This window comes from Kitasatospora sp. NPDC057738, assembly GCF_042798815.1.
GTDB classification, from domain to species: Bacteria; Actinomycetota; Actinomycetes; order Streptomycetales; family Streptomycetaceae; genus Kitasatospora; species Kitasatospora lactacystinica.
Genome location: NZ_JBHVJT010000079.1, coordinates 19,015 through 39,215, shown reverse-complemented (window position 1 = coordinate 39,215; position 20,201 = coordinate 19,015). Strand labels below are relative to the sequence as shown.

The window sequence follows — 20,201 nt, the reverse complement described above, 5'->3', positions numbered from 1 at the left end:
TGACGAGCGCACAAGGAATCCCCACACCGTGTCCTTCCCCAGCAGCACAGACGCCCGGCCCGGCGACCCCGCCCGGCCGGCCGCGCCGCCGACGAGTCCGTCGGCCCCGCCCGCGGGCCGCGCGCCCGGGCGCCGCTCCCTGTTCGAACGGCTCGGGCCACTGCCCTGGCTGGCCCCGGCCATCGTGCTCATCCTCGGCGTGGTCGTGTGGCCGGTCGTCGAGATGGTCACCACCTCACTGCGCAGGATCGACACCACCGGCACCGACCACGGCCCGGCCGGTCTGATCAAGTACCGCAAGCTCCTCGGTGACCCCCGCCTGCCCGGAGTGCTCACCTGGACCGTCGTCTGGACGGTCGTCGTCGTCGGCCTGACCATGCTGATCTCGCTCGCGCTGGCCCAGCTGTTCAGCCAGAACTTCCCCGGCCGTCGCGTCACCCGCTGGGCGCTCGTCGCCCCCTGGGCCGCCTCCGTGCTGATGACCGCGATCGGCTTCCGCTGGATGCTCGACCAGGTCGCCGGCGTGTTCAACCGGCTGCTGCTCGACCTCGGCCTGATCGACCACTCCCGGGCCTGGCTCGGCGACGCCGCCCACGCGAAGCCCTGGCTGGTCCTCGTCGCCGTCTTCGTCTCACTGCCGTTCACCACCTACACCCTGCTGGCCGGACTGCAGACCATTCCCGGAGAGGTCTACGAGGCGGCCAGGGTCGACGGCGCCACGCCCTGGCAGACCTACCGCAAGGTCACCCTGCCGCTGCTGCGTCCGGCCTTCCTGGTCGGTCTGGTGATCAACCTGATCAACGTCTTCAACTCGTTCCCGGTCATCTGGGGCATGACCCAGGGCGGCCCGAACGCCGACACCGCCACCACCACCGTGTTCATGTACATGTTGCGCGGCTACGACGTCGCCGAGTCCGCCGCCATGTCCGTGGTCAACTTCGGCGTCGTGATCCTCATGGTGATCGTCTTCCTCAAGGTCAGCCGCTGGAACGGGGAGGAGAGCTGATGACCATCCTTCAGCCGCCGCCGGCGAAGCACCGCCCGCGCGCACGGACCGTCCTGCTCACCGCGCTGGCCTGGGCGCTCGCCGCGCTCTTCGTGCTCCCGTACGTCGAAATGCTGATCACCGGCGGACGCCCGGCCGGCCAGCTGCGGGACAACTCCTACCTGCCGACGCACTTCGACTTCTCCTCCTTCACCAAGGTCTGGACGGACACCACGCTCGGCCAGAACCTGCGGACCACCCTGCTGGTGGCCGGAGGCTCGACGTTGCTGGTGCTGCTGGTCGCCCTGCCCGCCGCGTACTACACCGCCCGGGTGCGCTTCCGCGGCCGCAAGGCCTTCCTGCTGCTGGTGCTGGTCACCCAGATGTTCCAGCCCACCGCCCTGCAGGTCGGCCTCTACCGGGAGTTCTTCGCACTGGACCTGCTGGACACCCCGATCGTCCTGGTGCTCGCCAACGCCGCCTTCAACCTGGCCTTCGCGATCTGGATCCTGAGCGCCTACATCGGCTCCATCCCCAGGGAGTTGGAGGAAGCCGCGATGATCGACGGCAACGGTCGCATCGGCGCGCTGTTCCGCGTCACCCTGCCGCTCGCGCTGCCCGGCGTGGTCACCGCCGTGATCTTCACGTTCATCTCGGCCTGGAACGAGTTCATCATGGGCCTGACCCTCACCAACTCGCCGGACCGGCAACCGCTCACCGTCGGCATCAACAACATGATCGGCGCCTACAGCGTGCAGTGGAACTACGTGTTCGCCGCCTCGCTGGTGGCCATCGTGCCGGTCGTCGTCCTGTTCGCGGTGATCGAGCGCCACGTGGTCTCCGGACTCACCGCCGGCTCGGTCAAGTAGCCGGGCCACCACGCTGCCACGCCACGAGGTCGCCCCGCGGAACGCGGCCTCGCGGCGTGGCAGCTCCGCCGGGCACCGGGGGCCGGGACGGGCTCCCGGGCGACCGTCCTCGCACTCGTCACAGCCCGATGTTCGACTTCGGCCCCATGTACGTGCCGGCACCCGGCCAGTCGGCCCTGGCCAGCTTCACGAACCGCTCGGAGAAGCCGTGAGCGGGAAGGTCGTCGAGCTTCACCCACTCCACGCCCCGGATCGGCCGGGTGTCCGCGCCGGCGGCGACGTCGCCGATCCGGGCGCCGGTCACCGCGACCTCGAAGGTGATGTGCACGACGCCGGCGGCCGTGACGTCGCAGACGTACAGCAGGCAACCGACCTCGACTTCGAGTCCGGTCTCCTCGACCATCTCCCGGCGCAGGGCTCCGGCCAAGGTCTCACCGTCCTCGACCTTCCCGCCGGGCAGGGACCACCTCCGCGGTCCCTCGGTGTCCTGGTTCAGCAGCAGCATCCGGCCGCCCCGTACGGCGATGCCCGTCACACGTGTATGCATCCGCGCACCGTACCGCTTGCCAACGCCGGGAGAGGAAGGGCGTGTTGAGGAACCTCGCGGTCCCCGTCGGCATCGCCGCCGGTGGGCCGGGCACCCGGGCGGCCGAGCGGTCGCGGACGCCGCCCGGCAGGTGTCGCCCGGTCGGGGGACGGCCCGGTCGGCTCACGACCTCGAAGGGGCGGTGGCCGGTGGCGCCCGCGGGCTCAGGTGAGGGCGGTGACCAGCAGGGTGAAGGCGGCGACGATGACGGCGACGCGGACGTAGTGGAAGCGGTCCCAGCGGTTCATCTGCTGCTTCCAGTCGGCGGGCCGGTTCTCGGGGGTCCACGTCTTGCCCCGGTTGTTGATCGGGACGAGCAGCAGGACCGACATGATCACGCTGACGATCAGCAGCGCGCCGGCGACGACGACCAGGCCGGCGCCGGGGCGGTGCCAACCGGCGACGGCCCAGACGGCACTCAGGACGAGCGAGCCGATGTACCAGAACGGCATCAGGGCGCCGAGCATCCGGCCCCCGTGGGCGCGGCCGAGTTGACCGCTGTCCTCGGGGAGTGCGTCGAGGATCCGGTTGATGACGAAGGCGACGGAGAACTCCACCCCCACCATCAGGCCGACGACCACGGTGGTGAAGACCTCAAGTGCGTTGAGCATGGCTACCCCCTGGGATCTAGCATTGCTAGCTGATGAGGCAACGCTAGTACTGCCGCCGCTCGATTGTCTAGCAGTGCTAGGATCGGATCATGTCGGTACAGGAACGCAAGCAGCGCGAACGGGCGGACCGCGAGCGCCTCATCGTGGCCACGGCCCGCGAACTCGCCGAGCAGCAGGGCTGGGACGCGGTCACCACCCGCCGGCTCGCCGAGCGCATCGAATACAGCCAGCCCGTCCTCTACAGCCATTTCCGCGGCAAGCGCGAGATCATCGGCGCGGTCGCCCTGGAGGGCGCCGCCGAGATGGCCGTGGCACTGCGGGCCGCGAGCTCCGCCGCGGACGGCCCCCGCGCCCGGGTCACCGCCCTCGCCCGCGCCTACCTCGACTTCGCCGAACGCAACCCGGCGGTCTACGACGCCATGTTCCAGCTCGACGGCGGCCTGGCGTTCGCGCGCGAGGACACCCCGGAGCCGCTGAAGGACGCCTTCGCCGCCCTGCTGGAAAGCCTCGGCGAGGTCGCCGGCGACGGCGTCCACCCGGCGCTGTTCACCGAGGTGTTCTGGGCGGCCCTGCACGGGCTGGCCACCCTGACCCGGGCGGGACGACTGCCGCCGCCGGACACCGGGCGCAGGGTGGAACTGCTGGTGGACCGGCTCGCCGTGCTCTGAAACACCGGACGGGCGGGGGCGCGCGGGCCACCGGCCCCGTCCGGCCGGCCCCGGCCGCGGCCCTCGGGCGTCAAGGAGCGGCGGCCGGGTCGGTGCGGTGAGCCGGCCCGTCGGGGGAGGGGTGCTACGCGGAGAGGGCGGCGCGCCGGGGTGCCCGGCGTCGGTCGGAGGAGCCCTGGTTGTCGCGGCCGGAGGCGGCCCGGGTGGTGCCGCCGGTGTTGGCCCGGGTGTTGCCGCCGGGGTTGGCGGGGCCGCCGCGGCCGCGACGGCCCCGGCTGGTGGACGCGCTGCGGCGGGGCCGCTCGACGACGGGGTCGGGGATCACGACGGGAACGCCGGTGGGCACCCGGGCGCCGGTGATGCGGACGAGTTCCTCGTCGCCGGCGCTGACCCTGGTGGTGACGGGGGTGATGCCGGCGGTGGTCATCATGCGGGCCATCGCGCGGCGTTGGTTGGGCAGGACCAGGGTGACGACGGTGCCGGACTCGCCGGCCCGGGCGGTGCGCCCGCCGCGGTGCAGGTAGTCCTTGTGGTCGCCCGGCGGGTCGAGGTTGACGACGAGGTCGAGGCCGTCGACGTGGATGCCGCGGGCGGCGACGTTGGTGGCGATCAGCGCGGTCACCTGGCCGGTGCGGAACTGTTCCAGGGTGCGGGTGCGCTGGGGCTGGGACTTGCCGCCGTGCAGGGCGGCGGCCTTGACCCCGTTCGCGAGCAGGTCCTCGACCAGGCCGTCCGCGCCGTGCTTGGTGTCGATGAACATGATCACCCTGCCGTCACGCGAGGCGATGTGGGCGATCGTGGCGTTCTTGTCGAAGTTCTGCACCTGCAGCACGTGGTGCTCCATGGTGCTGACCGTCGCCGCGGACGGGTCCACGGAGTGGGTGACCGGGTCCTTCAGGAAGCGCCGCACCAGGCGGTCGACGTTGCGGTCCAGCGTGGCGGAGAACAGCAGGGTCTGGCCGCCCTCGGCGACCTGTTCGAGGAGCTCGGTGACCTGGGGCAGGAAGCCCAGGTCGGCCATCTGGTCGGCCTCGTCGAGCACCGTGATGTCGACCCGGTCCAGCCGGCAGTCGCCGCGCTGGATCAGGTCCTTGAGCCGGCCGGGCGTGGCCACCACGACCTCCGCCCCGCGGTTCAGCGCCTGGGCCTGGCGGCCGATCGACGTCCCGCCCACCACGGTCGTCATCCGCAGCCGTACCGCGTGCGCGAACGGGGTGAGGGCGTCGGTGACCTGCTGGGCGAGCTCGCGGGTGGGGACCAGCACCAGGGCCAGCGGCTGGCGGGGGTCGGCCTTCCGGCCGGCGGTGCGGGCCAGCACGGCGAGGCCGAACGCGATGGTCTTGCCGGAACCGGTGCGGCCCCGGCCCAGGACGTCGCGTCCGGCCAGCGAGTTCGGGAGCGTCGCGGCCTGGATCGGGAACGGCGCCGTGACGCCCTGCCGGGTCAGCGTGGAGAGCAGGGCCTTGGGCATGTCCAGTTCGGCGAACGCCTCGACAGCCGGGAGTGCCGGGGTGGTGCTCACCGGCATCGCGAACTCGTGCTGGGCGGAGGAGCCCTGACGGGCGGTACGGCCGCCGGAGGGCCGGTCTCCGTAGAAGGAGCTGCCGCCGGCGCGGGTTCCGTGGGCGCGGCCGGAACGGGAGTTGGCGTTCTGGTACGAGGAGCGAGTGGAGCGGTTCATGCGGGAGACCTTCCTCGGGGCGGCACGTCACGGGGAAGGCTCCGGGGCGCGGCGCGCCGACGGAGACCGCAAGGGAACGGGCCGAGAGCTGTGACGGGTGGGGCGTGGACGGGGCAACCGTGCGGCACGCCACCTGCGGTCGGCGCCCACCGGCAAGGGCGGGAGCGAGGACCTCGCATTGAGATGTCACGGCAGGGGGGTGATTCGGACGCGGCGCTGTGCGTCTCGCGTGGGGCGACCGCCGGTGGCGGTGCGTGTCAGGGGGCCCGATGGCCGGGGGCGTGCCCGGGGCAACGCCGAGGGGCCCGCACCGGGCATTGTGTACGCGGTGCGGGCCCCTCGCTGCTTGGCGGGTGCCGTGGCAGAAGAATTACAGCGGGCGGATGTTCTCGGCCTGCGGGCCCTTCTGGCCCTGAGTGACGTCGAACTCCACCTTCTGGCCCTCGAGCAGCTCACGGAAGCCGTTGGCGTTGATGTTCGAGTAGTGGGCGAACACGTCCGGGCCGCCACCCTCCTGCTCGATGAAGCCGAAGCCCTTTTCCGAGTTGAACCACTTCACGGTGCCATTAGCCATTAAAAATCTCCTTCAAGGGGCTTTCCGAAGCACGCACAGCGCGAGCTCCGAGTCGCCGCGATGAGCACCCACCCGGGGAAGAGCCGGGAAACAAAAATGCGCCTGCGGAATACATCAGCAGGCGCACACAAAGTTCATGGGAACCACTACTGCAACTAAAACGACTCTAGCAGGCCCGAGCGGGCAACGGGCGGATATTTCACCTCCGGTTTCGGGGGAGCCTCGCCCGGGGCCGCCGGTCCCGAGCGAGGCAGGGGCCCAACAGGCTTTGAGGACAGGATGGTTGGCTGACGTGCACGGTCCGTGGCGGCGCCTCCCACCGGGGTGAATCCGCTGGGCGCGCCGTGTCCGACCGCGCACCCCCGCGCCCCGGCGCACTCCGAACGGGACACGTCGCCGTCGGCGACCGCCTCACCCGCGACACGTACGGGGACCGGGCCGTGCCCTACCCTGGGAATCATGTCGAACCCTGATGGGCTGCTCGTCGACATCGCCGCGATGGTGGAGTCCGAGCACAGCAACCAGATGGCCTTGACCGTGGTGGTCCCCGGCGCGGTGATCACCGGCAGACTCGCACCGGTGGCCCTGTGGTGGGAACGGGTGGCGGAGGTCCTCCAGGCCTCGGACCACCTGAAGCCGTTCGCCGCCCTCTTCGCCCCGCCCGCGGACGGCCCGCCCGCGCGGCCCACCCACCTCCACCTCCACCGGGCGAAGATCCTGCAGGGCGACTTCGCGCTGCCCCACACCGGCGGCATGTACCGCATCGCCATCGAGGACATCAGCAGTTGGACGATCGGGGACCTCAGCTATTCCGATACCTGACGGCCCCGGCCGCCGTGCTCCCGCTCCGGCGCTCAGCCGTCCAGGCGGCGCTGGCTGAGCCAGGCGACCATCTCGGGGTCCCGGTGGTCGAAGAACAGCGTCGTGCCGGTGTCCAGGGCGGCGACGGCGGACATCTGGTCGTGGTCGAGTTCGAAGTCGAAGACGTCGATGTTCTGCGCCATCCGGTCGGGGTTGACCGACTTGGGGATGGTGACGATGCCGCGCTGGACCAGCCAGCGGAGCACGACCTGCGCCACGGATTTGCCGTGCGCCTCGCCGATCCCGGCGAGGACGGGGTTGGTGAACAGCTCGTTCCTGCCTTCGGCGAAGCCGCCCCACGCCTGGTGCCGGACGCCGTGCTCGCGCATGAGGGCCTGGTCGGCGGGGCGCTGGAAGAAGGGGTGGGTCTCGATCTGGTTGACCGCCGGGGTGATCTCGTTGTTGAGGATCAGGTCGAGGAGCCGGTCGGGGTAGAAGTTGGCGACGCCGATCGCCTTGGCCAGGCCCTCGCGGTTGACGGCCTCCATGGCGCGCCACTGGCCGTACACGTCGCCGTAGGGCTGGTGCATCAGGTACAGGTCGACGTGGTCCAGGCCGAGCCTGGTCAGTGAGGTCTCGAAGGCGCGGCGGGCGTTGGCCTCGGCGGGGGCGTCCTGGATCCACAGCTTGGTGGTGACGAAGAGCTCCTGGCGGGGGATTCCGCTGTTCTCGACGGCGCGGCCGACGGCTTCCTCGTTGCCGTAGGCGGCGGCGGTGTCCAGCAGGCGGTAGCCGGCGGCGAGGGCCTCGGAGACGGCCTGCTCGGTCCGGTCCGCCGGGATCTGGTAGACGCCGAAGCCGAGGATCGGCATCCGGACGCCGTTGTTCAGGGTGACGTGCTGCACGGGGGCTCCTGGAGAGGACCGGATGGAAGGGGGGCGGTGGCAGGTCGGCCGGTGGCCTCGGCGATCGCCGCCAGGACGCCGGTGGAGCGCCGTCCGGCGGCCTGCTGCTCCGCCCGGGTGGCCGTCCGAGGGTCCGCGCACGTCGGTGCCGCGCCATGGTGGTTCGCACTCTATCCATGACTCGTGCGATGCGCGCCCGCGCGTCGTGTCCACGCCGACGGAGGCGGAGCGAGCATGGGAACGGTCACCACGGACGGTGACGGGCAGGGACTGCCCGACAAGGTCAAGGGTCTGATGAAGGGGATCACCGACGACCTGATCGAGCTGGTGAAGATCCGGTCGATCTACGACACGAAGGACCCGAAATCCCACGAGGCGGACCTCGACAACGCGGCCACGACGGCGCAGAAGCTGTTGCAGAAGGCGGGCCTCACCCAGGTCGACCTGGTGGAGATCGGCGGCGGGGGCGCGGGGGAGCAGTTCGACTCCAAGCTCGTCCACGGCACCTACCACTGCCCGGACGCCGGGCCCCACACGCCCACCGTCCTGCTGTACGCGCACTACGACGTCGTGCAGACCGACGAGACCAAGTGGCCCGACGCCTTCAAGCCGAGCATCGACGAGCACAACCGGCTGAAGGGCCGCGGTGCCGCGGACGACAAGTCCGGGGTGATGATGCACGTGGGCACCCTGCGGGCGCTGGACGGCAAGCCGCCGGTGAACCTCGTCGTCGTCCTGGAGGGCGAGGAGGAAGCCGGCCGGGGAACCCTGGAGGCGTACATCCAGGCCCACCCCGAGAAGTTCAAGGCGGACGTCATCATCGTCGCGGACGGTGGCAACACCAGTCTCGGCCAGCCGACGCTCACCAAGTCACTGCGGGGCTTCGCCATCGTGGACGTCACGGTCACCACGCTCGTCGACGGCACCCGGCACAGCGGCATGTTCGGCGGCCCGGCGGGGGACGCCTTCATCGTGCTGGCCCGCATGCTGGCCCGGCTGCACGACGCCGACGGCAACGTGGCCGTGCCGGGGCTCCGCTCCGACAAGTGGGACGGCGTGCAGCCGGGCGAGGACGCGTTCCGCGCCGACGCCGGGGTCGTCCAGGGGATGAAGCTGCTGGGCACCGGCCAGCTGGGCGACCGGCTGTACACCAGGCCCTCGATCAACGTCATCGGCCTGACCTCGAAACTCCCGCCGCACGACCAGCCGGTCAACCAGCTCATCGACACGGTGACCGCCCGGATCGGCATGCGGCTCGCGCCGCTGGAGGACCCGGAGAAGGCCGCCGGGAAGCTGAGCGAGTTCCTGAACAGCGCCGACGTCAATCCGTGGGGCGCCAAGGTCGTCGTCTCGGCGCCCCAGGAACTCGGCCGGGGCTTCTTCGCCGACATCACGCTGCCCGGCTACGACACCGCGGAGAAGGCGCTGGCGAAGGCGTACCCCGGCACCACGACCCAGTACGCCGGGCAGGGCGGCTCCATCCCCCTGGTCACCCTCCTCCAGGCGAACAGCCCGAAGGCGGTCGTGCTGGTGATCGGCTGCGAGGAGCCGAAGTGCATGATCCACGCACTGCACGAGAGCGTCAGCCTCGACGAGCTGGAGCACATGACGTTGGCCCAGAGCTACCTGCTGCAGGACTTCGGCGCCGCGAAGACCCCGATCGGCTCCGGCACGGAGCAGACCCGGGCCGCGGCGGCCACCCCCTCCCTCTCCTAGCCCTCCCACCCCGTCGCAGGAGCACCGCCATGACCGACACCCCCGCCAAGCCCGATCCGACGACACCCCGCGCCCGGTTCGCCCAGGCCCTGGAACGCCATCGGGCCGACCTCGACCTCGCCGCGGCCCCCGGGACCTCGACGCTCGCCGCCTGGTTCCTCGGCCCCAAGGCCGAGAACCAGCGGCTGCTGGAGGAGCTCGTCCTGGACGCCGTGCGCGCCAACGCCGCCGACCGTCGCGAGCTCTACCCGGACGACCCGCCCTACGTGACCGACGACATCAAGGCGTCCGACGGCTACCACCAGGACGTCAAGACCCTGCGCTCCGAGTTCGACACCCTGCTGAAGTCGCTGCGCGGCTCCGTCCCGGCGTACAGCTACCGGTTCCAGGGCCACATGAACTGGGACCTGACCATCCCCGGCATCGCGGGCTACTTCGCCGCCATGCTCTCCAACCCGAACAACGTCGCCGCCGAGGCCTCGCCGGTCACCACCCAGCTGGAGAGGACCGTCGGCGAGGACCTGTGCCGGCTGCTCGGCTACCGGACGGACACCTCCTGGGGGCACATCACCTGCGACGGCACCGTCGCGAACCTCGAAGCCGCCTGGTCGGCCCGCAACCTCACCTACCACCCCGTCGCCGTCGCCGAGGCCGTCCGCCGGGAGTCCGCCCTCGCCGCCGCCCGGAACCTCACCGTCCTCCTGCCGGACGGCACCGAGCACCTGCTGCCGGACCTCACCCCCTGGCAACTGGTGAACCTGCGGCCGGAGACCGTCCTCGACCTGCCCGCCCGAGTGCGCGAGGCCTGCGGGATCGAGGACGAGCGGCTGGGCATCGTCGACAAGTACACGATCCAGCACCTGGGGTACGAGGCCTTCCGCGCGTACCTCAAGGACGACGTCGCCCCCGGCGTGATCCTGGCGCCCGCCACGATGCACTACTCCTGGCCCAAGGCGGCCGCCGTGCTCGGCATCGGCCGCGGCCGCCTGCGCACGGTGGCCGTGGACCTCGACGCCCGGGCCGAGCTCCAGTCACGCCGCGAGCTGCTCGACACCTGCCTGCGCGACCACGAACCGGTGCTGCTGGACGTCGCCGTGATGGGCAGCACCGAACTGAGCGCCGTCGATCCGCTGGCCGGCATCCTCGCGCTCCGCGAGGCGTTCGGGGCGAAGGGCCTGTGCTACCCCGTCCACGCCGACTCCGCCTGGGGCGGCTACTTCGCCGCCGTCAAGCGCCCGCCCCGCCAGGCGCCTCCCGGCTACACCGGGGCCCGGATCACCCCCGACCTGGCGATGAGCGCCTACGTGAACCAGCAGTACGACCTGCTGCACCACGTCGACTCCATCAGCATCGACCCCCACAAGGCGGGCTACATCCCCTATCCGGCGGGCGGTCTGTGCTACCGAGACCGGCGCCAGCGCGAGCTGGTCGCCCTCGGCGCCGCCTACCTCGACCAGGGCGCCTACGACGCCAGCGTCGGCCTCTTCGGCATCGAGGGCTCCAAGCCCGGCGCCGCCGTGGCCGGTGTCTACCTCAGCCACCGGGTGATCCGCACGGACGCCGCCGGCTACGGGCGGATCCTCGGCCAGGCGCTGTTCAACAGCAAGCGGCTCTACGCGGCCGTCCGCACCATGGCCCGCCCCGACGACCCGTTCACCGTGACCACCGTCCAGCGCCTGCCCGCCGAGCGGGCCGCCCACCCGGGGGCGCAGGGCGTCGAGGAGCAGCTCGACTTCATCCGTCGGCGCATCGTGCCGTGGAGCAACGAGAAGCTCCTGGAGGACGACGAGGCCATGGCCCTGCTGAAGGAGCTCGGCTCCGACCAGATCATCATCGGCTACGCGTTCAACCCGGTCATCGACGGCAGGCCCAACACGGTGCTGCAGAAGGCCAACGACCTCAACGACCTGATCTACTCCAGGCTCAGCATCCGGCCGAGTGCCACCGAACCCCGGGTCCCGGCGCCGGAGGAGATGCCGCCCCTGATCCTCACCGGCTCCGAGTTCGATCCGGCCGTCTACGGTCAGGACTTCGTCGGTGACTTCCGCGCCCGGCTCGGCGTCACCGCCCACGAGGACGACCGGCTCCCGGTCCGCTACCTGATCTCCACCACCATGGACCCCTGGGTCACGGACACCGCCACCGGCGACTTCATCCCGCACATCGTGGACACCCTCCGCGACGTCGTCCTGAGCTGTATCGACGAGCTCCACCCGGTCGTCTGACCGTCCTCCCCGGGGCCGCCGGCCCGGCCCGATCCGGCCGGCCGGCGGCCCCGCGCACGGCGGCCTCACCGTTCGGCCGGGACCCCCGTTCCGGCGGCCCCGGCCGGGGCGGTGGCGTCGGCAGGGCCGGCCCCGGCCGGGGCACCGCGCGAACCGAGGAGCTGTGCGACCGGATCGGCGCTGCCCGTGGCGCTCAACTCCTGCACCAGCTCGCAGTTCCTGGCGATCCTGTCGGCGACCCACTCGCGCAGCCACTCGGACAGCTGCGGGAGCGGCAGGTCGGACGGGGCCAGCCCGGTGAGCACGCAGCCGGTCGCCGCCGCGCCGCCGACGTTGACGACCACGTCCGGCAGGACGGTGTGCCCGGCCTCGCGCAGCAGCCGGCGGGCCGGTGCGGTGCAGCTCAGGTTCCCGCCCTCGACCACCAGGCGGGCCCGGACCGCGGGCACGGCCTCCTCGTCGACCGCGGAGGCGGAGGCCGCCAGCACCAGTACGTCGGCGTCGACGTGCAGCCACGCCTGCCCGGGGCCGTGGACCGTGACCCGGTCGGGCAGCCGGCTCCGGTCGATCGTGCCGTCGCTGCTGGTGAGCGAGGCGAGTTCGGCGACGGGCAGTCCGCGCTGGTCCTCGACGGTGCCCCGGACGTCGGCCACGGCCACCACCCGGTGGCCGTGGGCGGCCAGGTGGCCGGCCACCGCGCGCCCGACGGTGCCGAAGCCCTGGATCGCGATGCGCTGCGGGGTCCGCGCCCCGGAGGCCCGTAGGGCGCCGAGCACCGCGACGGCCACGCCGAACCCGGTGATGTCGGCCATGTGGTCCCACAGTTCGGCCCAGCCGACGGTGAGGCGGGTGGTGCCGGGGAGGCGGGTGACGTCGTACCCGGCGGCCTCGAAGGCCAGCCGCCGGTCGGCGTAGGTGGTGCCCTGGTCGCAGCCCAGGTACACCCCGCCGTGCAGCAGCGGGGCCGCGGCGCGGCCGAACTCCCGCATCACCGCCTCCCGTTCGACGGTGGCGCCCGGAGCGGGGGCGATGCCGGCCTTGGCGCCACCGATGGGCAGGCCGACCAGCGCCAGCTTGTGGGTCATCGCCCTGGCGAGCCCGGTCAGCTCCTGCTCGGTCACCGTCCGGGTCATCCTGGTGCCGCCCATGGCGAGGCCGTCGACCATGGAGTCGACGACGACCCAGCCCCGGGCCCGGCACTCCGGGAGGTCCAGGGCGGTGGAGAGCACGGGCCCGGTCGCCCCGCGCGCACCGTGCGGCGCGAGCGTCGGGTTCACTGCGCACCGTCCTCCGGGACGGACCGCAGGCGCAGGCTGCGGGGGCGCATGTCGGTCCACACGCGTTCGATGTGCGCGAGGCATTCGTCCTTCGCGCCCTGCACGCCGACCTCGTGCCAGCCCGCCGGCGACTCGCGGTCGGCGGACCAGATCGAGTACTGCTCCTCGTCGTTGACGACGACCTTCCACTGCTCGGTTGCCGCGCTGGTCATGGCCTTACCTCCGGATGTCGCTGGTGGGTGGGGGGTCCGCCGGGCGGCGGACGGGTGGAGCCGGTTCGGGGCCGGCGTCGGGGCGGGTGCCGAGGCGGGCGTCGAGGCCGTCCAGCCAGCCCGGCAGGCTGGCGGTGCGCAGGAGGCCCGTCCCGACGAGCACACCGGCGAAGCCCTCCCCGAGCAGGCGGGCGGCGTCCTCGGGGCAGCGGACGGCTCCGGCACTCACCGGGCACCGGGTGCCGCTGTTCAGCACCGCGGGCAGGAGCGAGGAGCTCCGCCCGAGGTCGCCCGCGCCGCGTTCGCGGGTGGCGATGTCCTTGTTGTTCACCGCGACCACGCAGTCCTCGGCGCGTGGCACGCGGCTGATCTCCTCCTCGGTGGTGACCTCGACGAACGGCGTCAGGCCGAGGCGCAGGCCGAGGTCGACCAGGTGGCCCAGGGTGGCGCGGGGCAGCAGCGCGGCGGTGAGCAGGACCGCGGACGCGCCGCTCTCGCGGGCCTGGTGCAGTTGGCTCCGGCGGGTGATGAAGTCCTTCTGCAGCACGGGCAGGTCCGTCGCGGCCACGACCTCGCGCAGCAGGTCCGGGGTGCCGCCGAACCACCGCCCGGTCACCACGGACAGGCAGGGCGCGCCGACGTCCCGGTAGTCGGCGACCAGGCGGGTGGCCGACCTGTCACCGAACAGGTCGTTTCCCGCGGCGTCCTGCCGCTTGAGCTCCATGATCACCGGTCGGCGGGCGTCCAGCAGCGCCTCGATGAACTCGGCCGTCATCCGGGCACCCCGCTGCCGTCCGTCGCCCGCCAGCCGCGCCGCAGGGCCGTGACCCGGTCGGTGCTCAGCCGTCCGTCGGGGTCCCTGGCCGCCGTGTCCACGTCGATGCCCAGGAACAGGGGGTGGTCGACCACCTCCCGGTAGTCCTCCCGGTTGTCGGCCGTGATGCCGCCGGCGAGCAGGAAGGGGCGCGAGAGGCGGTCCGCGATCCCGAGGACGGCCGCGCGGTCCGCCGGTTGCCCGGTACTGCCGATCCGGCCGTCCCCGGCCACCGTGTCCAGCAGGAAGAGGTCCGTTCCCGCCCGCTCGTACGCCGCGATCAGGGACCGCTCCGCGCGGGTGTCCGTACCGAGGTGCAGCACCTTGACCACGGTGAGGTCCGTGGTGCTCTTCAGGGCGCGGACCAGGCCCGGCGGCTGGTAGCCGTGCAGTTGGACCCACGACACCCGGGCCGCGTCCGTCGCCGCGCGCAGCGCCCCGGCGTCGTCCAGGAAGGTCACGAGGACCGGACGCAGTCGCGCCGTTCGGTGCACGGCATCTGCCAGCACCGTCAATTGACGGGGCGTCAGGTCCGTGCGACCCCCCGGTACGCCGTGCCACAGGCCGACCAGGTCGGCCCCGGCCCTGTCGAGCGAGGCCACGTCCCCGGCCGAGGCGGCTCCGCAGATCTTGACCAGCATCAGGCGTCACAGCCCCAACATGGCGGCGACGCGGTTGCGTTGGATCTCCGAGGTGCCCGAGTAGATCGGGCCGGCGACCGCGTCGCGCACGTCCTTCTCCAGCCCGTACTCGGCCAGGTACCCGCTGCCGCCGAAGATCTGCACGGCGGCCAGTGCGGAGGAGAGGTTGCCCTCGCTGGCGACGAGCTTGCTGACGGCGATGTCCCTCGTGACGTTCTCGCCCTCCGTCAGCCGAACCGCCGTGTCGTAGAGCCATTTCCGCGCGGTGTCCAGGCCGATGCTCATGTCCACGAGCTTGTGGGAGATCGACTGGTACGAGCCGATCGGATGGCCGAACTGGACGCGCTCCTTGGCGTACTCGACGCAGCGGTCGAGCCGGTACCGCATCTGCCCGGTGTTGATGACGAAGGAGCAGAGGATCTCCCACTTCATCACGTGGTCCAGGACCAGGAACCCGGATCCGACCCGGCCGATCACGGCGGACGCGGGGACCCTGCAGTCGTCGAAGTGCAGTTCACCCAGCGGAGCGGTCCGCAGCCCCATGGTGGCGACGGGTGGCCCGACGACGAGCCCCGGGGTGTCCCGCTCCACGACGAAGGCGGTGATGCCGAGCGGGCCGCCGTTCGGGTGGGTGCGCGCGTAGACCACGAACACGTCGGCCACCGGGCCGTTGGTGATGAAGGACTTGCCGCCCCGCAGCACGAAGCCGTCGTCCTCGCGGGTGGCCGTGGTCCTCATCGCCAGCGCGTCGGAGCCGCTCTCGGTCTCGCTGATCGCGTGCGCCCCGATCGTCTCACCCGAGCAGATCCCCGGCAGGTAACGCGCCTTGAGCTCCGGTGAGCCGAACCGTTGCAGCGGGACCCCGGCGCCGACCAGGTGGGTGGCGACCGAGAAGTTCAGTCCGCCGTCACGGCATCCGGTACCGAGCTGTTCGAGCACGTGCATGGTGGTGAGCAGGTCCTGGCCCAGCCCGCCCCACCGCTCGTCGAACGGCAGGCCGAGGATTCCGGACCTCCGGATCAGCTTCCACTTGTCCCACGGGAAGGCGCCTTCGGCGTCCCCTTCGAGATGGCCCGAGCTGAGTTCCTCGCCCCACTGGGCGATCCCCTCGCCCAGGGCGATCTGGTCGGCGTTCCACCTGATCATCTGTCGGTCCTGTCAGTCCTGTCGGTCCTGTTAGTACTCGGAGAAATCGGCCGAGTCCAGGTTGTGGCGTTCGTCGCCGCGCAGCGCGGGCGAGAACACGCACACCAGGCGGAGGTCCTCCTCCGGGCTCGCGATCAGGAAGTGGGCGTCGTTGCGGTCGAGCGCGTACAGCGTGCCCGGCTCCAGCGGGTGGGAGGTGCCGTCGGTGTCCACGACCTCGCCCTTCCCCTCGATGCAGTAGCAGGCCTCCAGGTGGCGGCGGTACTCCAGCCGCGACTTGGTGCCGGCGCGGACAGTGGTGTCCGTCATCGTGTAGCCGAGGCCGTCGGATTCGAGCAGGAACCTGCGGCTGAGCCCGTTGCCCCAGTCCACGGTCTTCACGTCGGCAAGGTGTCGGACGATCATCGGTGTGCCTCCTAGTGGCTTGTCGAGTACGGCGAAACGGTCTGGATGAAGGTGTGGAACTCCTCGACCACGTCGGCCCCTTCGGCGAGGGCGCGCTCGATCCGGGCGACCCCGGCGCTGCCCACGACCGCGGCGTCGGCGCCGAGGTCGTGCAGCAGGGCGATGTCCGCCCGGGAGCGGACGCCGAATCCGACGGCGATCGGTGCGGTGGTCCTCGTTCGCAGTTCGGCCAGCGCGGCGGCCAGCTCCTGGTGGTCGGCGGTGAGCCCGCCGCCGCTGCGGCCGTAGTGGGCCACCAGGTACAGGTACGCGGTGGCGCACTCGGCGGCCGCGGCCTTCACCTCGGCCGTCGACGCGGCGTAGCAGGTGGCGACCATGGGCAGCCCCGCCTCCCGCACCGCTTCCAGGCAGCCGGCCCGTAGCCGCGGTGGCAGGCCGTGCACCAGCAGCCCGTGGACGCCCGAGTCGGCGACCCGCCGCACGAAGCCGGGCACGGTCAGGTCCCTGACCGTGTGGCTCCAGTCGGCCAGCAGGGCCACCCGCAGGTGGCGCAGCCGGGGCAGGATCCCGCCGAGGAAGTCGAGCACCTCGTCGAGCCCGCCGCCGTCGGCCAGGGCCCGCTGCGCCGAGCGGCGGATGACGGGCCCGTCGGTGACCGAGTTCGGAAAGGGCACCGCCAGCTCCAGGCAGTCCACCCGGCAGTCGTCGAGCATCCGCATGACGTCGGCCAGTACGGGCAGCGGGGGGTCTCCGGCGTTGAGGAACACCGCCAGGCCGGGCCGGTCCGGCGGCCGGTGTGCGAAGAACCCGCTCACCGCGCACGCACCGCGGCCGCCGTGCGGCGCGCCGGCCGGGCGCGCAGGCGCTCGACGAGGTCGCGGGCGGCGCCGCTGCGCAGGGCGTCGTCGGCCGCCCCGATCGCCTCCGGCCACCCGTCGATCAGCCCGCTCGCGACGGCCAGCGCGGCGGCGTTCAGGCGGACGGTCCGCGTCGCGAGACCCGTCCCCTCCCCGGAGAGCACGCCGAGGAAGTGGGCGACCACGTCCTCGCCCCTTCCGGCCGGCCGCAGTTCGGCGATCGCGTCGGTCCCGGGCCCGGTCCCGGTTCCGGTCCCGGTTCCCGGAGCCTCGGCCGGCAGCCGGATCCCGTCGGTGCCGTCATTGGTGAGGACGACGTTGTCGACGGAACTGACGAGCTCGTCGATGCCCAGCTCGTTGGAGCACAGCCAGATCCTCCGGCCGGCGACGGTGGCCGCCGCGGTGGCGGCGACATGGCCCAGAGTCGGCACCAGTGAACGGTCCGAGACGCCGACGAGCTGGGCGGAGACCGGCACCGCGGCCAGGAAGGGGCCGACGGAGTTGATGAATCCGCCGATCATCCGAAGGTCCATCGGCACGATGCTCCGGGCCAGCAGCGCGACCTCCCGCGGGTAGACGAAGTTCCCCGGGAACGCGATGCCGAAGCGTTCCAGCAGGTCGTCGGTCTGCTCGTACGAGCTGGTCCTTCCGATGCCGAGACGGTCGAGCAGATCGTGGGAGCCGCAGCTGCTCGTATAGGCGCGGGACCCCGTCTTGACGATGCGCACGCCCAGGGCCGCGGCGACGAACGCCGCCGCGGTGGAGATGTTGAACGTGGCCGGCCCGCCTCCGGTGCCGACGATGTTGGCCGTGCCGTCCAGCCGCGCGGGGACGGTCGGCCGCCGCTCGTCCAGCGAGCGGAGCATCGCGACCAGCGTGTCCCGATCGGGCATCCGGGTGGACAGCGAGGACAGCAGCGCCACCGTCTCGCCGGACCGCAGCGTGCCGTCGCGCAGCTGGTCCCAGAAGGACCCCCACAGCTCCTGGTCGACGGTGCGGTCCCGGTCGATCAGCGCTCGCAGCACCTCGTGCATGACTAGTGGGAGTCCGTCCGGTGCGGCTGGGCCTCTTCGATGAACCTGCTGATCGAGGCGACGGACCGGAAGCTGTCCGGGTCGAGGTCGAACTCCTCGACGCGCAGGTCGAAGCGGTCCTCGAGCCAGGCGATCGTCTTGAGCAGGCCGAGGCTGTCGATGACCCCGCCGTCCACGAGGTCGTAGTCGGAATCCAGCTCGTGCGCGCCGACGTCCGGCAGGAACTCCTCGATGATGAACCGGGTGACTGTCGCGGCGTGCTTCACGTGGCCGTTCCTTCGCTGGGCTGGGGCTGGGGCTGGGACTGTGGCTGGGACGGGGAGCAGGTGCGCTCGATGGGCGCGCGGTCGATCTTTCCGGTGGACGTCCTGGGCAGCGGGTCGTCCACGATCAGCAGGGTGGAGGGGACCGCGGTGAGCGGAAGCCGCTGTGCGCAGTGCCGGCGCAGGGCCAGCGAGTTCAGCCGACTGTCCGGGGCGCGACGGACCACGCTCCGCAGCAGGCGGCCGGCCACCGGGTCGGGCACGGCCAGCACGGCCGCCTCGACGACGTCGGGATGGTCGAGCAGCACCTGTTCGACCTCGTGGGTGTTGACCCGCGTGCCGCGGACCTTGACCTGGTGGTCGTTGCGGCCTTCCAGGGTGATGCGGCCGTCCCGGTCGCGCCGCACGAGGTCGCCGCTGCGGAAGTAGCGCCGCGTCTCCCCTCCGTGGCGGTGAGTCGCGAACCGGTCGGCGTTCTGGTCCCGGTCCAGGTAGCCGGTGGTCTGGAACGGCGTCGCGACATGCAGCTCGCCGGTTCCCGGCCCGGTCACGATCCCGCCGTCGGCATCGACGATCACCGCGTGGACGCCGGGCAGCGGGTGCCCGATCGGCACCGGGCCGTCCGCCGGCTCGGTGCCGTCGACCTCGTGCAGGAAGCTGTCGTTGGTCTCGGTGCAGCCGTAGACGTTGTAGAGCCGCGCGCCGGTGAACAGCTGCGGAAGCTCGGCCAGGCAGCGGGCGGGCAGGCTGTCACCGGTGAAGACGACGTGCTCGACCGTGTCGAGCCGCCGGCCGCTCTCCGCGGCCGCGTCGACCAGCAGCCGGTAGAACATCGGTACCGCCTGGACGAGTTGGACCCGGTGGCGGGAGACGAGGTCCAGCAGGTGGCCCGGGTGGGTGGCCCGGGCCGGATCGACCAGGACGACGCGGCCGCCGTACTTGAGCGTGGTCCAGATGTCCAGCAGGCACAGGTCGAAGGTGAGCGGGGCGTAGTTGAGGACCGTGGTCCCCCGACGGATGCCGAACCGCTCGCCGGCCCAGGTGGTGAAGCGGTCCACCGCCCCCGTACTCAGCGGCACGATCTTCGGCCGCCCGGTGGAACCGGAGGTGGTGAACATGAAGGAGACGTCGGCGGGCTCCGTGTCGCGCGCCGCCCCCGGTTCCGCCGGCCGGTCCCCGGCGCCCGGCCCGGGCGCCCGGGGGCTGTCCGGAGTCAGGACGTGCCGGATTCCGGCCCGCTCCACCAAGGCGTGGGACGTCCGCCCCTCCGGCGTGGGGGCCGGCAGCAGCAGGAAGCGCCGCCCTTCGAGCAGGCAGGCGAGCACCAGGGCGATCGTCGAGGGCGACTTGGCGGCCAGGATGCCGATCGGCTCGTTCCCGGTCGGGGCGAGCCGGGCGATCCGGACGCGTTCCCGCTCCGCCAGTCGGTGGAGTTCACCGTAGGTCGTCTCTTCTCCGTGCCACACCAGCGCCGGATCGCCGGGATGGCCGGTGGCGTGCGAGACGAATGAACCCACCAGGCTCTGCTGCTGCGTCATGCCTTCTCCGAGTTCATGCGAACGAAGTGAGTTCATATTCAACGGATGAGTTCATGCAACGGGTTCACCGATCTCATTCGGAACATTGAAGGGGCCGACGCGAAAGGGGATCACCCGGCCGTCCACCTGGTGAAGGAAGAATTATCACGTGGCGCCCGTCCACGGAAGTGGGTTGCTCGATCCGCGTCATGACGGCACGTCAGAGACGGTTTCGCGGCCGATCGCGCCGATGCTAGCCGTCGAGCGTGTTCGATCTACATAAGGAATCCGGTGGACTGGCGTAAAGATTGTCTTGATGCCTGCAACCCCGTTTCCTGTCTTGCGGAGTGAGACGGGAGCTGCCTACTATCCGCCGTACTGATCGCGATGAAGCGAATCGGCGAGGGTATTTCC

General features: G+C 71.6%; 21 protein-coding genes. 6 read left to right on the top strand and 15 right to left on the bottom strand.

Features of this window, described 5'->3' with window-relative positions; all coding sequences use genetic code 11:
* Positions 1–28 precede the first annotated feature (28 nt).
* Positions 29–1,006 (top strand): carbohydrate ABC transporter permease, encoded by a 978-nt coding sequence (locus ACFVGO_RS32540; protein ID WP_380635681.1) that lies wholly within the window; start codon positions 29–31, stop codon positions 1,004–1,006.
* Positions 1,006–1,854 (top strand): carbohydrate ABC transporter permease, encoded by an 849-nt coding sequence (locus ACFVGO_RS32535; protein ID WP_359908842.1) that lies wholly within the window; start codon positions 1,006–1,008, stop codon positions 1,852–1,854. Before ACFVGO_RS32540 ends, ACFVGO_RS32535 begins: the two co-directional genes overlap by 1 nt.
* A 118-nt stretch (positions 1,855–1,972) precedes the next feature.
* On the opposite strand, the gene ACFVGO_RS32530 is transcribed toward ACFVGO_RS32535, so the two are convergent.
* Entirely contained in the window at positions 1,973–2,401 is a 429-nt protein-coding gene (locus ACFVGO_RS32530; protein WP_380635679.1) for an NUDIX domain-containing protein, read from the bottom strand.
* Positions 2,402–2,604: 203 nt separating this feature from the next.
* Positions 2,605–3,051 carry a DUF1772 domain-containing protein gene (locus tag ACFVGO_RS32525; protein ID WP_359908845.1) on the bottom strand — a complete coding sequence of 149 codons (447 nt, stop codon included), beginning with the start codon at positions 3,049–3,051 and terminating at the stop codon, positions 2,605–2,607.
* An 89-nt stretch (positions 3,052–3,140) separates the two neighbouring features.
* Here ACFVGO_RS32525 and ACFVGO_RS32520 point away from each other — a divergent pair, with 89 nt between their 5' ends.
* A complete protein-coding gene (locus tag ACFVGO_RS32520) occupies positions 3,141–3,719 on the top strand; it encodes a TetR/AcrR family transcriptional regulator (RefSeq protein ID WP_359908848.1) in 579 nt (192 codons plus the stop codon).
* 124 nt (positions 3,720–3,843) lie between these two features.
* On the opposite strand, the gene ACFVGO_RS32515 is transcribed toward ACFVGO_RS32520, so the two are convergent.
* Complete coding sequence (locus tag ACFVGO_RS32515; RefSeq protein ID WP_380349086.1) at positions 3,844–5,400, bottom strand: DEAD/DEAH box helicase; 1,557 nt, start codon at positions 5,398–5,400, stop codon at positions 3,844–3,846.
* A 370-nt stretch (positions 5,401–5,770) separates the two neighbouring features.
* On the bottom strand, positions 5,771–5,974 hold the full coding sequence (locus tag ACFVGO_RS32510; RefSeq protein ID WP_045694210.1) for a cold-shock protein: 204 nt from the start codon (positions 5,972–5,974) through the stop codon (positions 5,771–5,773).
* Positions 5,975–6,433: 459 nt separating this feature from the next.
* Here ACFVGO_RS32510 and ACFVGO_RS32505 point away from each other — a divergent pair, with 459 nt between their 5' ends.
* Positions 6,434–6,796, top strand: coding sequence for a hypothetical protein (locus ACFVGO_RS32505; RefSeq protein WP_359908853.1), 363 nt, complete (start codon positions 6,434–6,436; stop codon positions 6,794–6,796).
* 32 nt (positions 6,797–6,828) lie between these two features.
* Here the strand turns inward: ACFVGO_RS32505 and ACFVGO_RS32500 are convergent, their stop codons facing one another.
* Entirely contained in the window at positions 6,829–7,680 is an 852-nt protein-coding gene (locus tag ACFVGO_RS32500) for an aldo/keto reductase (RefSeq protein ID WP_359908856.1), read from the bottom strand.
* Positions 7,681–7,914: 234 nt separating this feature from the next.
* Between ACFVGO_RS32500 and ACFVGO_RS32495 the strand changes: the two genes are divergently transcribed.
* Together ACFVGO_RS32495 and ACFVGO_RS32490 are read left to right on the top strand one after the other, a co-directional pair.
* Positions 7,915–9,396, top strand: a complete 1,482-nt coding sequence (locus ACFVGO_RS32495) for a M20/M25/M40 family metallo-hydrolase (protein WP_359908859.1) — start codon at positions 7,915–7,917, stop codon at positions 9,394–9,396.
* 29 nt (positions 9,397–9,425) lie between these two features.
* A complete protein-coding gene (locus ACFVGO_RS32490; protein WP_359908862.1) occupies positions 9,426–11,621 on the top strand; it encodes a hypothetical protein in 2,196 nt (731 codons plus the stop codon).
* 65 nt (positions 11,622–11,686) lie between these two features.
* Here ACFVGO_RS32490 and ACFVGO_RS32485 read toward each other — a convergent pair whose 3' ends face one another.
* Genes ACFVGO_RS32485 through ACFVGO_RS32440 form a run of 10 tightly spaced genes read right to left on the bottom strand, consistent with a single transcriptional unit; the run spans position 11,687 to position 19,808 of the window.
* Positions 11,687–12,898, bottom strand: coding sequence for a Glu/Leu/Phe/Val dehydrogenase dimerization domain-containing protein (locus tag ACFVGO_RS32485; RefSeq protein ID WP_380635674.1), 1,212 nt, complete (start codon positions 12,896–12,898; stop codon positions 11,687–11,689).
* Complete coding sequence (locus ACFVGO_RS32480; RefSeq protein WP_359908868.1) at positions 12,895–13,110, bottom strand: MbtH family NRPS accessory protein; 216 nt, start codon at positions 13,108–13,110, stop codon at positions 12,895–12,897. The genes ACFVGO_RS32485 and ACFVGO_RS32480 overlap by 4 nt, the downstream gene beginning before the upstream one ends.
* Positions 13,111–13,114: 4 nt before the next feature.
* Positions 13,115–13,885, bottom strand: coding sequence for an indole-3-glycerol-phosphate synthase (locus tag ACFVGO_RS32475; RefSeq protein ID WP_380635672.1), 771 nt, complete (start codon positions 13,883–13,885; stop codon positions 13,115–13,117).
* The gene (locus tag ACFVGO_RS32470) at positions 13,882–14,565 is read right to left on the bottom strand and encodes an N-(5'-phosphoribosyl)anthranilate isomerase (RefSeq protein ID WP_380635670.1); all 684 of its coding nucleotides are present in this window, start codon (positions 14,563–14,565) and stop codon (positions 13,882–13,884) included. Before ACFVGO_RS32470 ends, ACFVGO_RS32475 begins: the two co-directional genes overlap by 4 nt.
* A gap of 6 nt (positions 14,566–14,571) precedes the next feature.
* Positions 14,572–15,711, bottom strand: coding sequence for an acyl-CoA dehydrogenase family protein (locus ACFVGO_RS32465; RefSeq protein WP_359908877.1), 1,140 nt, complete (start codon positions 15,709–15,711; stop codon positions 14,572–14,574).
* A 30-nt stretch (positions 15,712–15,741) separates the two neighbouring features.
* Positions 15,742–16,116, bottom strand: a complete 375-nt coding sequence (locus tag ACFVGO_RS32460) for an ectoine synthase (RefSeq protein WP_049650325.1) — start codon at positions 16,114–16,116, stop codon at positions 15,742–15,744.
* A gap of 11 nt (positions 16,117–16,127) precedes the next feature.
* Complete coding sequence (gene trpA, locus ACFVGO_RS32455; protein ID WP_380635667.1) at positions 16,128–16,931, bottom strand: tryptophan synthase subunit alpha; 804 nt, start codon at positions 16,929–16,931, stop codon at positions 16,128–16,130.
* Positions 16,928–18,007: an anthranilate phosphoribosyltransferase gene (locus ACFVGO_RS32450; RefSeq protein ID WP_380635665.1), complete on the bottom strand. Its 1,080-nt coding sequence runs from the start codon at positions 18,005–18,007 to the stop codon at positions 16,928–16,930. The genes trpA and ACFVGO_RS32450 overlap by 4 nt, the downstream gene beginning before the upstream one ends.
* A 2-nt stretch (positions 18,008–18,009) precedes the next feature.
* Positions 18,010–18,273, bottom strand: a complete 264-nt coding sequence (locus tag ACFVGO_RS32445) for an acyl carrier protein (protein WP_359908886.1) — start codon at positions 18,271–18,273, stop codon at positions 18,010–18,012.
* Entirely contained in the window at positions 18,270–19,808 is a 1,539-nt protein-coding gene (locus tag ACFVGO_RS32440; RefSeq protein ID WP_380635662.1) for an AMP-binding protein, read from the bottom strand. Before ACFVGO_RS32440 ends, ACFVGO_RS32445 begins: the two co-directional genes overlap by 4 nt.
* Positions 19,809–20,201 lie beyond the last annotated feature (393 nt).

What these genes read in the sequence shown, in the direction of transcription:
- ACFVGO_RS32475 (WP_380635672.1), bottom strand. Translation starts at nt 13,885, where the DNA reads ATGACGGCCGAGTTCATCGAGGCGCTGCTGGACGCCCGCCGACCGGTG.
- ACFVGO_RS32535 (WP_359908842.1), top strand. Translation starts at nt 1,006, where the DNA reads ATGACCATCCTTCAGCCGCCGCCGGCGAAGCACCGCCCGCGCGCACGG.
- ACFVGO_RS32465 (WP_359908877.1), bottom strand. Translation starts at nt 15,711, where the DNA reads ATGATCAGGTGGAACGCCGACCAGATCGCCCTGGGCGAGGGGATCGCC.
- ACFVGO_RS32490 (WP_359908862.1), top strand. Translation starts at nt 9,426, where the DNA reads ATGACCGACACCCCCGCCAAGCCCGATCCGACGACACCCCGCGCCCGG.
- ACFVGO_RS32480 (WP_359908868.1), bottom strand. Translation starts at nt 13,110, where the DNA reads ATGACCAGCGCGGCAACCGAGCAGTGGAAGGTCGTCGTCAACGACGAG.
- ACFVGO_RS32525 (WP_359908845.1), bottom strand. Translation starts at nt 3,051, where the DNA reads ATGCTCAACGCACTTGAGGTCTTCACCACCGTGGTCGTCGGCCTGATG.
- ACFVGO_RS32530 (WP_380635679.1), bottom strand. Translation starts at nt 2,401, where the DNA reads ATGCATACACGTGTGACGGGCATCGCCGTACGGGGCGGCCGGATGCTG.
- ACFVGO_RS32440 (WP_380635662.1), bottom strand. Translation starts at nt 19,808, where the DNA reads ATGACGCAGCAGCAGAGCCTGGTGGGTTCATTCGTCTCGCACGCCACC.
- ACFVGO_RS32495 (WP_359908859.1), top strand. Translation starts at nt 7,915, where the DNA reads ATGGGAACGGTCACCACGGACGGTGACGGGCAGGGACTGCCCGACAAG.
- ACFVGO_RS32460 (WP_049650325.1), bottom strand. Translation starts at nt 16,116, where the DNA reads ATGATCGTCCGACACCTTGCCGACGTGAAGACCGTGGACTGGGGCAAC.
- ACFVGO_RS32450 (WP_380635665.1), bottom strand. Translation starts at nt 18,007, where the DNA reads ATGCACGAGGTGCTGCGAGCGCTGATCGACCGGGACCGCACCGTCGAC.
- ACFVGO_RS32520 (WP_359908848.1), top strand. Translation starts at nt 3,141, where the DNA reads ATGTCGGTACAGGAACGCAAGCAGCGCGAACGGGCGGACCGCGAGCGC.
- ACFVGO_RS32515 (WP_380349086.1), bottom strand. Translation starts at nt 5,400, where the DNA reads ATGAACCGCTCCACTCGCTCCTCGTACCAGAACGCCAACTCCCGTTCC.
- ACFVGO_RS32510 (WP_045694210.1), bottom strand. Translation starts at nt 5,974, where the DNA reads ATGGCTAATGGCACCGTGAAGTGGTTCAACTCGGAAAAGGGCTTCGGC.
- ACFVGO_RS32470 (WP_380635670.1), bottom strand. Translation starts at nt 14,565, where the DNA reads ATGCTGGTCAAGATCTGCGGAGCCGCCTCGGCCGGGGACGTGGCCTCG.
- ACFVGO_RS32505 (WP_359908853.1), top strand. Translation starts at nt 6,434, where the DNA reads ATGTCGAACCCTGATGGGCTGCTCGTCGACATCGCCGCGATGGTGGAG.